This is a genomic window from Fictibacillus nanhaiensis (assembly GCF_036213205.1).
Lineage (GTDB): Bacteria > Bacillota > Bacilli > Bacillales > Fictibacillaceae > Fictibacillus > Fictibacillus nanhaiensis_E.
In genome coordinates, this window is the sequence record NZ_JARMFC010000029.1 from 22609 (window position 1) to 33073 (window position 10465).

Sequence of the window (10465 nt, forward strand, 5' to 3'; positions counted from 1 at the left end):
AATTGCTGTTTGTATGGTTATCTTAGTTATTTTAAAAGTAAAGGAATATAGAAGAGACTAAAATAAGTTATGATTTTAATTAAGCTTTTCCACGAACTTGTGCGTTGATCCAAGAAGGATTAACGCCTTTTTTTATGGAAATTATTAAACAAAAGTGCAGGATTGTGGAATAAGGGTTTTTCTTTGCTTATCGAAATGAATTTAGAAATAGCGTTTCCTAACCAGAAGGCTATGAATTATAGAAATGTTTTTATGGTTAATAGTGATGATGATTTTATCAGGTCACCAACTTAAAGAAGATCGATATCATAAAAAATTGGAGGTATTCAATTCTCAGCTATATAATTTATGGAAAAAGTACGCTTATGGGTTTTGAGAAAATGGGATGGGATGTAAATGAATATTTTTTTGTAATACATTTAATCAAGAAATTAAAATTTAAATTAGGTGGAAAAGTATGAGTCCTTTATCAGTGAATGATGTTCTAAATATAAAAGAGCCTGCGAATGGAGTGCAAATGTCCATATCTCCTAATGGTAAGTGGTTGGCATTCTGTATAGGCGGAAATTTAAAAAGTAATTCGGTGGGTGTTTCTCAAGTTGTAGAAGGTAATACTCAATGGGTATGTAATCTTGAAACTGGAGAATCTTTTCCAATTGCCAAACAAGCTAAAAGTAGTTGGGGCGGTGTTTGGTCCCCTGAAAGTGAAACGCTTGCTTTCTTTGCTGACATTAACAGTAAAGCTCAGCTCTGGTTGTGGACACCTTCTAATGGTTCTTTGGAACTTGGGTCAGAAATCATTGTCCGCCCTTTCTTTGGGTATGAAAAGCCCATTTGGACAAATGATGTTCTTCATATCATTGTTAAATCGATGCCCACTGAAAAGATTGATGATACAGATTTCAGTGCATCAGTATCTTTTAAAGATTCGATTTCCAAAAGTTCTAATTCAAAACCACGAACTTTTACAACAAACTCAATTCCAAAAAATGAGGGTAATGATAATCATACATCTTGGGTGAACCGTTACAGGGCTGATTTAACAATTGTTAATATTTCAACAGGAAAATATAGAACACTTTGTAAGGGATTCAGACCAGTTGGAATGGCGATTTCAAATGATGGTAAGTATCTTGCTTTTACAAATTGTATGGGGGAAGAAGGATTAAATACCCAACAGAATGTTTTTGAATTATGGGTTTCCACTCTTGAGGAAAATAGTATTACAAATCTAACTAAAATCGAAAGAAAGATTAGGATGGATTATGGATGGAGCTTTTCTTGGGGGTTAGATAATGAAACGATTTATTATACTACTAATGGTCCGTTATCAGAAGGTGGTTTGTGGTCAGTAAGTACTCGATTGCCAGATTCAGCAAAACTCGAATTTAATCCTGAAGGAATACATATGGGGAGAGAATTTGACGGACCAATCCCATTAAAAAATGGTGAAATTATAATGATTGTGAATGGAAGGTTGTTTACGCATTCACCATCTAAAGTCATTAAAGGTAAAGTTTTTACTCTTGAAGGTAGAGACATTGTATCTGTATTTCCTATTACGAATCAAACTGAAGAATATGTAATCGTACAAACAGAAGAAAAGTTTAACGCTATTTATGGATTCTATAAAATTAATTATGAAACAGGTGAAAGTGAAAAGATATTTGAGGAACCGAAATCACATTTTCCTTGGTTTGAAGGAGGTTCGACATATCAGAAAAATCAAGTCCACGAAATTATTCCATTTTTCTCTCAATCATCTAATGAACCACCTACCCTTAAGGTACTCGATGTGGGTTCTAAAACGATTATAGTTGAATCTGCGTTAAATGAAATAAATACAAATGAGTTAGGTATATCTCAACTTATCTCTTGGAAACATGGTAATCGGAAATTAAGAGGAGCACTCTTAATGCCTAAAAATAGAAAAGGTAAAGTACCTGTTATAATGCGTGTATATGGGGGATCTATGCAATCAAATAATGTCAGATTCTTCGGGCTAAGTTTATCCGCGGCAGATAATCACCATTTATTTTCAACAAGAGATTATGCTGTATTTTTACCAGACCTACCTTTGTCGAGAGGCAACGAACCAGCTGAAGAAATTAGTATTGCGATTGAAAATGCGTTAAATGAACTTGTAGAGCATCCAGAGATTGACCCCGAGAGAATTGGGATCATCGGGCACTCTTTTGGTGGATACTCTGCACTTGTTGCAATTACAAGAATTCAACGATTTAAGGCTGCTGTAATATCATCTGGTATAGGGAACTTAATAAGTTTTTATACGAATTTTAATCCTCCTAATTTTAATTATGGATGGGTTGAAGATGGACAAGCTAATTTGGCAACAACTTTATGGGAAGATAAAGAGCGTTACATTAGAAATTCTCCATTGTTTGATTTCCCAAAAATTCAAGTTCCAGTATTAATTGTTCAAGGCACACAAGACCATTCATGTTCTGATGAGGCAGGATCCATATTTACATCTCTAAAAAGACTTGGTAAGACTGCGGAATTAACCCTATATGATGAAGGACACTGGCAGGGTACTTGGAAAGAGGAAAACTTGAAAGACTATTATGATAGGGTATTAGATTGGTTCAATAAACACCTGTAAATTGCTGAATATAATTCTAATATATGGAATAATATCCTTATTCAACAATCGGGTGCATTTCTTCAAACAAGGAGAAGTGCATTTTTTATTGAAGTTAAGACTACATAAAATAATTATAGGAGAAGGATAAATTATTTTTATCAAACAACCATGTGTAGTAAGAATGCAGCATTCAAACATGAAACAAATTAAAAAGGGAGGCTACAAATTGTCAGACTCTATGTTAAATCAAAAAATTGAAAAGTATGCAGAAACTGTTCTTCGCATCGGGTTGAACTTGCAACTTGGACAAAAACTTATAATTGAGGCACCTATTCTATCTGCACCTTTTGTGCGGACAGTAACCAGCTGTGCCTATAAACTTGGGGCATCGTACGTCCATCATGAATGGTCAGATGATGAGTTGACGTTGATCAATCATAAACAAGCACCATATACATCTTTAGGGTATTATCCAGAATGGAAAGCAAATGGTCTTGAAAAATACGCGAATGAAAATGCAGCTGTGTTATTCATCCAAGCACCAAATCCAGAGCTATTAACTGATGTATCAGTTGAACGTATCACTAGGTATGCGAATGAGCGCTCTGCAATCAGAAGACCATATTTAGAACATACTCATTTGAATAAGATTAGTTGGGTTATTGTTAATGTTCCATCTGACTCTTGGAGTACTAAATGTTTTCCAGAACTTCCTGAGGATGAAGGAAAAGCAAAACTATGGGACATTATTTTTCAAGCAGCCAGAATAGATAGTATAGACCCGATTACCAATTGGAAAAATCATTTGAATTCGTTAAAGAAAACAACTGAACAATTAAATGCACTTTCTATTCAAAAACTAGTTTATCAAGGACCTGGTACTGATTTAACGATCGAACTGCCTGGGAAACATCAATGGCTTTATGGATCTAGATTGAATAGAAGGAAAATTCCATTTGTGTCCAATATGCCTACTGAGGAAGTGTTTACGATTCCTAAGAAGGAAGGCATAAATGGAATCGTTCCTAGTACAAGACCTCTTAACTTCAATGGGAGTATAATTGAGGATTTTTCACTTACGTTTAAAGAAGGGAAAGTCGTCCAACTTACCGCTGAAAAAGGAAAAGAAGTACTAAATTCAATTCTACATACAGATGAAGGAGCGCGTTTTCTAGGCGAGGTAGCTCTAGTGCCTCATCATTCTCTAATTTCTAATATGAATCTTACGTTCTATAATACTTTATTTGATGAAAATGCTTCTTGTCATTTAGCATTAGGACAGTCCTTTCCAGATAATCTAGCGGGAGGAGCAAGTATGTCGCATCAAGACCTCGAACTTAATGGGGCTAACAAAAGTCTGATTCATATCGATTTTATGATCGGTTCATCTGCACTAAATATAGATGCCCAGCTTGCAGATGGATCAATCTTTCCCTTGTTCCGCGAAGGAGATTGGTCTGAAAAATTCGTTGCTTATAATCAGTTGATGAGTTCAAACTGAGGAAAAAAAATAGTTATTACGTAAACTGGGTGCTTTAATTGAATAATGCTATATGAAAAAGTCCAGACAAAAACCTGGTCTTTTTTAATGTCAATTACATATCCAATTATAGTGCTATTTAATACGCTAAAAGGCTTGCGAATTACAATTTTCTCCTCCAAAAGAGAACACGTTAGGTAAAAGGCATATAACCCATTGCATAAGCCGTTAAAAGTCACAAGGACTAATATTCTTCAATCGGTTACTAAGGTTGGATGCACAGTCCTAATGGAAACTAAGATTGAACAGAAACCCATACTTTTCACGCTTGATGGAAAGATGGTGCATCGGAAGTATTTCTAAATTTAAACAAGTGTTTAATAGAATAAGAGTAAAAAGCACGCTGCTTGCGTGCTTTTTTACATGAGGGTGTTAAGTTTCATAAATTATTTTTCCTGTCTGTGATGTATCGTAATCACCAAGCGAGTTAACTTCTAACTGAAATTGTTTAGAAGATAAAATTTCTTTTACGATTGTGATCAGGTTTTCTGTATTCGGAGTTTTTAAGATAACAAGGTCATAACGCTCTAAAATTAAAGGTATAAAATCAATTCCCACTGTTTTTGCTGCTTTTTCACTTCCGACACCAACATCAGCTAGACCAGCTGATACTGCTGAAGCTACACTTAGATGATTAGTCTCTTCGTAATTATATCCTTGTATATCTTTACTTGAGATTTTATTAAGTCTAAGTTGTTCATCAAGAAGAATTCGGGCTCCAGAACCTCTTTCTCTATTAACAATTTTTATATGTCCCTGATTTAAATCAGTCCAACTTTTTATGGAATGAGGATTTCCTTTCTGGACATATAGTCCAGCTCTTCTAGAAAGAAGATTTATTAATATATAGGAATAACCCACTAATATTTTTTTTATGTAGGGAAGGTTATATTCTCCACTATCTCCATCAAACATATGCACACTACTAATATCAGTTTCACCATTGTACATTGAAAAAAGATTATCTAGACTTCCGGAATAAGAGCGTAATGACTTATAGGAGAAACTCTTCTCGATGTATTTTCCTAAGATATCTAGTACCAGATCTTGTCCACTAATAACGATGTTATGAGTATTACTATTTTTCTTATTAATTCCTTCATCAGGATGTTGGTTCTTTGTTTTTTTGTAAGTTTTTTTGTTCTTGATATAGTCATCAAGGTCTTTTCCGTCTATCCTCATCTGTCTTCCAACACGAAAAGCAGGTAGTTCTCCTTTTTTAACTAGGTCATAAAGAGTTAATTTTGATACCTTTAGTAATTGTGAAACTTCTTCAATCGTATAGGAAAGCTCTTTTTGCATGTGCACCCCTCCCTCTTTATTTTAACGTACTAGTTGTTTAAATGTATAATTCTCCTTTCAAAGTTAAAGATTAATTTATTTTTATATTATTAATAGTTATATCTAGTTATAATTAGTTATAAATGAATATATCTAATTGAAAGGGAGAAAGGGAATGAAAAAATTTTATGTATTACTTTTCTTAATGCTCTTACTAGTGACAATTAGTTCGGGGTGCTCGCAAAACGAACTCAAGAAAAAATCAGAACATGAAGAAAAGGCATCTAATGTAAAGAAGGTTGAATTGACTGTTTCGGCAGCTGCTAGTTTGCAAGATGCGCTAACTGAAGTTGCGAAAAAGTTTGAGAAAGAACATCCTCATGTTGAAATTATTTATAATTTTGGAGCTTCTGGTGCATTACAACATCAAATCTCTAAGGGAGCACCTGTTGACCTTTTTTTCTCAGCCGCTGAAGATAAGTTCGATCAACTGGTTCAAGAAGGAATGATTGAAGAAAATAAAGGAATCGATTTAGTTGGCAATGACTTGGTATTGGTTATTCCGAAAGATTCTGAAGGCGAGATCAAAGGGTTCCAAGACTTAAATAAAGTCGAAAAATTATCGATTGGAACGCCTGAGACTGTTCCGGCAGGGAACTATGCTAAGGAAACATTAAAAAATTTGAATCTCTGGGATGATGTAGAAAAAAAGATTGTTTATGCTAAAGATGTTCGTCAGGTTCTTACATATGTAGAGACGGATAATGTAGATGCAGGAATTGTTTATAAAACAGATGCTTTAATTTCTCCAAAAGTAGATGTAGTTGCAACTGCAAGCGAAGATACACATGCACCAATTATTTATCCAGTGGGAGTCATTAAAGAAAGTTCCCATATTAAAGAGGCAGAACAGTTTTATATGTATCTTCAAAAAGAAGAAACTCTGAATACTTTTAAAAAGTTTGGTTTCAACGGCATCGATTAATCGTAGAGATAATGGATTATTAGTCTTCAATAAACTTGTAGAATGGTTATTATAGATTTCACGAAGGGTGCATTTCTCTGAAGGAGATCTACACTAACGCAAAGGCTTTGGAACTTACCAAGAGTAGTAGTTGTAATAATATGACATGTGTATTCCTAGAAGATGTATACAAAGGCAATTCTTATTTACTTTTTTAAATCAGGGGAGTATTATTAGGAAAGTTTCAAATTTCTAAATCGCTTAAATCAAATGATGCGGGGGAACCATACGGACTGCAAGAACATAGTCCAGGGGTGAATCCTTTTTTTAGGTAGGGCTACTCAAAGGCCCGAATCCGACAGCTAACTCCGTAAGCGTTTATGAGAAGGAAGGTGGAGCTTGTGAAACCTAAAATATAGGGGTTCGCAGGTCAGTTTTGTGATGACTTGCGGACTTTTTTTGTTGGGAATTCCTTTTGTGGAAAAAAAGTAATTACAATATGGACGGAGAGAAAATGATGTTTACATCAATCAAGCGTTTATTGATTGGTCGTCCTTTAAAATCGGCTGATCTAGGCGAACAAAAAATTAACAAAACCAAAGCTTTAGCAATTCTTTCATCTGATGCACTATCATCAGTTGCATATGGGCCCGAACAGATTTTAATCGTACTTATTACTGTTGGTGCGGCTGCTTTCTGGTACTCTATTCCTATCGCAGTTGGCGTTTTGTTTCTATTAACAGCGCTTATTTTATCGTACAGACAAATTATCTACTCCTACCCTCATGGAGGAGGAGCGTATGTTGTATCGAAGACTAACTTAGGTGTAAATCCTGGGTTGATTGCAGGGGGCTCTTTGCTTGTAGATTACATATTAACTGTAGCTGTTAGTGTGTCTGCAGGTACCGATGCTATAACATCGGCATTCCCTTCTTTACACGATTTTAACGTTGAGATCGCAATCGTATTTGTTATTCTTCTTACATTATTAAACTTAAGGGGTGTAACAGAATCTGCATCCGTTTTGGCTTATCCTGTTTATCTCTTTGTATTGGCTTTATTCATTTTGATCGCAGTAGGAGTTTATAAGATTTTAACTGGAGACGTATCTCAGAGCCTTCATACACCAATCGGTACACCGGTTGCTGGTATCTCTTTGTTCATTTTGCTAAGGGCTTTTGCATCAGGAAGTTCAGCATTAACTGGAGTTGAAGCCATCTCAAACGCAATTCCAAACTTTAAAGAACCAGCACCTGTTAACGCAGCTCGTACATTAATGATGATGGGAGCGCTATTAGCGATTCTGTTCTCAGGAATTGTTACGTTAGCGTATTTCTATGGGATTGTACCTAAAGCCGAAGTTACAGTTGTTTCTCAGATAGCTGAAGAAACGTTTGGACGCAATTTTATGTACTTCTTTATCCAAGGAACAACAGCGTTAATCTTGATTCTTGCTGCAAACACTGGTTATTCAGCATTTCCTTTGTTAGCAGTTAACTTAGCAAAAGATAAGTTTATTCCGAGGATGTTCTTAGTAAGAGGTGATCGGTTAGGTTACTCAAATGGTATTATCATTCTCGGACTTGCATCAATTCTTTTAATTGTTACTTTTCATGCAGAGACCGAACATCTAATTCCTCTGTATGCCGTCGGAGTTTTCGTTCCATTTACACTTTCACAATCAGGAATGATGGTGAAATGGCTAAGGGAAAAACCGGTCGGTTGGATGTCAAAGTTTATAATAAATACAACTGGGGCGCTGATAAGCTTTATTGTCACAATCATGTTCTTCTTAACAAAGTTCTCACAAGTTTGGTCGATTCTTGTTTTTCTACCTATCATCGTATTTATCTTCCACCGAATAAAGAAGCATTACGATGCTGTTGGAGATCAATTGAGGTTAACAACATGTGAAGTCTCTCCTGATATTAAAGGGAATGTTATGATCTTACCGGTTGCAGGGATGACACATGTGGTGGAGAACTCATTAAAATACGCAAAATCTTTAAACCCTGATCAGATTATTGCCGTATATGTAGCATTTGAAAGAGAGGATGAGAAAAAGTTTGAAGAGAAGTGGGAAAAATGGCAGCCTGACATTAGACTAGTCACCCTACATTCTCACTACAGAAGCCTTCTTGGGCCGCTTACAAAGTTTGTAGATACAGTTGCTAATAAGGCTAAAGAAGGCGATTATCAAGTCACAGTAGTTATTCCACAATTTATACCCAAAAAAGGGTGGCATAACATTCTTCATAATCAATCTAGCTTACTCATTCGAGCTTACTTGTTATATAAGAGAGATATCGTCATCTCTACTGTACCCTATCATTTAAAAAAATAAGATACACAAAAAACCGTGACAGCTTAAATTGCTGACACGGTTTTTTTATACGAATTTTTAACTTACTTCTTGTTGGTATTGCTCAGCTTTCATTGTGTTGAATTTTCCTTCCCATTTAGACATAACAACAGCAGCTAACGAGTTTCCTACTACGTTTACCGCCGTACGTGCCATGTCGAGAATACGATCAATACCAGCAATAAAAGCTAATCCCTCAAGAGGAATACCTACAGAACCAAGAGTGGCTAACAGGACGACGAAGGATACACCAGGTACGCCTGCAATCCCTTTTGACGTTACCATCAATACGAGCAATAACGAAATCTGTTCTGCGATGGAAAGCTCTATACCGTACATTTGTGCAATAAATAAAGCGGCAATTGCTTGATAAAGAGTGGATCCATCTAGGTTAAATGAGTAACCAGTAGGAATGACGAAAGAAGTAATGGCTTTTGGACAGCCGAACTTCTCCATCTTTTCCATGAGTTTTGGTAATACGGTCTCTGAACTAGCTGTTGAATAAGCGAGAATTAATTCGTCTTTCAAAATTTTAATCAACGTGAATATGTTCACTTTAACCATCGCTGCTACAGCACCTAATACAACAATTACGAAGAAGAACATTGCCCCATAAACGACGAGTACGAGTTTACTAAGGGGTATAAGAGATTCAACTCCGAATTTTGAAACGGTAACCCCAATTAATGCAAAAACACCAAATGGAGCAAGTTTCATGATTTGATTCGTGATGTAGAACATGGCGTCAGCTGTTCCTTGGAAAAAGGCTAATACCGGTTTACCTTTTTCTCCAATCGCTGCAATTCCAAGTCCGAACAATACAGAGAAGAAGATGATGGCCAACATATCTCCTTGAGCTAGTGATTCAAAAAGGTTCGTTGGAACGATGTTTAGGAAAGTATCTGCAAAGCCATGACTTTCAACAGATTCAGTCGTTTCCATATAGCTCGAAATATCACCTTTTTGTAATGATTTCATATCCACACCTGCTCCAGGTTGGAATAGGTTCGCGATAAATAAGCCAATTACGATTGCTAACGTTGTTACAATTTCAAAGTAAAGAATGGTTTTACCACCAAGGCGGCCAAGTTGTTTAATGTCACCGACGCTCGCAACACCAACGATAAGACTCGAAACAACGATCGGTACAACGATCATCTTGATCAATCGGATAAAGATATCACCGATTGGCTGTAAGTATCCTTGTACAGTTTCGTTTCCATAGAACAACGCCCCTATGAGAATACCGAATGCTAGTCCGATAAGGATCTGCCAGGCAAGACTAATTCTTATTTTATTCAATTTATTCACCTTCTTTAAAATTTTTTATGAATTCAATTAATCACATGAACAATATAATACCGATGTATAGCAGGAATTGTCAAAGGGTTAACTTGGAAAAAGTACTTTACTGAATAAATGTGTCATTTATTAGAAATATTAGATAATTTTAATCTTTACAAAAACTTAACAGGCTTGTAAAATAACAAAATGAATTAATCGACTTTGATTTATAATCTACGGAGGAACTATGAAATTACTCAGAAAAAAATTAGTAACGAACACGAGTACGGACCAATCGTTAAACCGTGTACTGGGTGCAGTTGACCTTACGATGTTAGGAGTAGGGGCAATAATTGGAACGGGGGTCTTTGTATTAACTGGGGTCGCAGCTGCAAAATATGCTGGTCCGGCTCTAATCCTATCTTTTAT

Annotated in this window: 6 protein-coding genes, 1 pseudogene and 1 riboswitch; of the genes and pseudogenes, 5 read left to right on the plus strand and 2 right to left on the minus strand. The window is 35.8% G+C overall.

Annotated features, from left to right (window positions below):
• Nucleotides 1–457 precede the first annotated feature (457 nt).
• Together P4V41_RS20345 and P4V41_RS20350 are read left to right on the plus strand one after the other, a co-directional pair.
• A complete protein-coding gene (locus P4V41_RS20345) occupies nt 458–2623 on the plus strand; it encodes a S9 family peptidase (RefSeq protein WP_328086985.1) in 2166 nt (721 codons plus the stop codon).
• A gap of 208 nt (nt 2624–2831) precedes the next feature.
• Nucleotides 2832–4106, plus strand: a complete 1275-nt coding sequence (locus P4V41_RS20350; RefSeq protein WP_328086986.1) for an aminopeptidase — start codon at nt 2832–2834, stop codon at nt 4104–4106.
• A 411-nt stretch (nt 4107–4517) separates the two neighbouring features.
• On the opposite strand, the gene P4V41_RS20355 is transcribed toward P4V41_RS20350, so the two are convergent.
• Entirely contained in the window at nt 4518–5447 is a 930-nt protein-coding gene (locus P4V41_RS20355) for a helix-turn-helix transcriptional regulator (RefSeq protein ID WP_328086987.1), read from the minus strand.
• Nucleotides 5448–5601: 154 nt separating this feature from the next.
• Between P4V41_RS20355 and modA the strand changes: the two genes are divergently transcribed.
• Nucleotides 5602–6411, plus strand: a complete 810-nt coding sequence (gene modA / locus P4V41_RS20360; RefSeq protein ID WP_328086988.1) for a molybdate ABC transporter substrate-binding protein — start codon at nt 5602–5604, stop codon at nt 6409–6411.
• Nucleotides 6412–6638: 227 nt separating this feature from the next.
• Nucleotides 6639–6782: riboswitch (cyclic di-AMP (ydaO/yuaA leader) on the plus strand.
• Between the two features lie 125 nt (nt 6783–6907).
• Entirely contained in the window at nt 6908–8734 is a 1827-nt protein-coding gene (locus P4V41_RS20365; RefSeq protein ID WP_328086989.1) for an APC family permease, read from the plus strand.
• 57 nt (nt 8735–8791) lie between these two features.
• Here the strand turns inward: P4V41_RS20365 and gltP are convergent, their stop codons facing one another.
• Nucleotides 8792–10045: a glutamate/aspartate:proton symporter GltP gene (gene gltP, locus P4V41_RS20370; RefSeq protein ID WP_328086990.1), complete on the minus strand. Its 1254-nt coding sequence runs from the start codon at nt 10043–10045 to the stop codon at nt 8792–8794.
• Between the two features lie 238 nt (nt 10046–10283).
• Between gltP and P4V41_RS20375 the strand changes: the two are divergent.
• Nucleotides 10284–10465 (plus strand): annotated as a pseudogene (locus tag P4V41_RS20375) (amino acid permease); the annotation flags it as partial.

Excerpts from the sequence above, each read along its gene's own strand:
- modA (WP_328086988.1), top strand. The coding sequence starts at position 5,602 with ATGAAAAAATTTTATGTATTACTTTTCTTAATGCTCTTACTAGTGACA.
- P4V41_RS20345 (WP_328086985.1), top strand. The coding sequence starts at position 458 with ATGAGTCCTTTATCAGTGAATGATGTTCTAAATATAAAAGAGCCTGCG.
- P4V41_RS20355 (WP_328086987.1), bottom strand. The coding sequence starts at position 5,447 with ATGCAAAAAGAGCTTTCCTATACGATTGAAGAAGTTTCACAATTACTA.
- P4V41_RS20365 (WP_328086989.1), top strand. The coding sequence starts at position 6,908 with ATGTTTACATCAATCAAGCGTTTATTGATTGGTCGTCCTTTAAAATCG.